General features: G+C 69.8%; 1 protein-coding gene and 1 pseudogene. Both read right to left on the reverse strand.

Features of this window, described 5'->3' with window-relative positions; all coding sequences use genetic code 11:
- A pseudogene (locus ACDELDRAFT_RS22895) lies at positions 1 to 424 on the reverse strand (biotin/lipoyl-binding protein); the annotation flags it as partial.
- Positions 425 to 482: 58 nt separating this feature from the next.
- Positions 483 to 1,075, reverse strand: a 593-nt coding sequence (locus tag ACDELDRAFT_RS22900) for a TolC family protein (RefSeq protein WP_005801555.1), incomplete at its 5' end; no start/stop codon positions are given.

Genomic DNA, 1,075 nt, shown 5'->3' on the forward strand with positions numbered 1-1,075 from the left:
CCTGCATGCGGGCGGCGTCAGCCTGGGCGCGGGCCAGGTCGGCGTTGCGCAGGCTGACCTGGGCCTTGAGGGTGGCGTTGTTGGCATACAGCGTGCGCACTTCGCGCACGGTTTGCGCCAACTGGGCCTCGGCCTGCTCCAGCGCCACGCGGGCGTCGGCCGGGTCGAGCTTGACCAGCAACTGGCCGGCCTTCACGTAGTCGGTGTCGTCCGCACCGATGGAGACCACCGTGCCGCCGATTTGCGGGGTGATCTGCACCACGTTGCCGGCCACGTAGGCGTTGTCGGTGGTCTCCACATGGCGGCCATTGGCCCAGTGCCAGCCGCCCCAGCCGATGGCGGCAATGGCGACTGCGGCAGCGATGACGGTAAGGCCCCGGCGGCGGGCGGTGTTGGCTTCGGTGGCGGTGAGAGGTTCGCTCATGGCAGTGGTACTTCCGAGGTATGTTGTTGTGTGGTTTTGTGTCGGGGGTGCGGTGCGGTCAGTGCGCGGTGGGTGTGCCGGCGTTGGCTGCGGTGTGCAGCGTGGCGGTGTCGTCGGTCCAGCCGCCGCCCAGCGCCTTCATGAGCACCAGGCGGGTGTCGAGCTGGCGCGCGCGCAGGTCCACGGCCAGGCGGCGCTGGGCCAGCACCTGGCTTTCGGTGGAGAGCACCACGAGGTAGTTGCCCAGACCGGCGCGGTAGCGCTCCTGGGCAAAGCGGTAGGCCTTTTCGGCGCTGGCGGCGGCGTCGTCCTGCAGCGTTTGCTGGCGTGTGAGCGACTGGACGGATGCCACGGCGTCGCCTGCCTCCTTCACAGCGTCGAGCACGGCCCCGTTGTATTGCGCAATGGCGGCGTCCAGTTCGGCCTGGCGCCCGCCCAGCTGGGCACGCAGGCGGCCGCCGTCAAAGAGGGGCAGCCGCAGCGCGGGCGTCACGCCCATCTGGCGCGAACTGCCGTTGAACAGTTTGTCCAGCCCCAGCGCGTTCAGCCCGATGAACGCACCGATGTTGATGTTGGGATAGAACTCGCTGCGCGCGCTGTTCACGCCCTGGGTGGCTGCCTCCACGCGCCAGCGCGCGGCCACCACGTCGG

The organism is Acidovorax delafieldii 2AN, assembly GCF_000175235.1.
Classification (GTDB): domain Bacteria; phylum Pseudomonadota; class Gammaproteobacteria; order Burkholderiales; family Burkholderiaceae_C; genus Acidovorax; species Acidovorax delafieldii_B.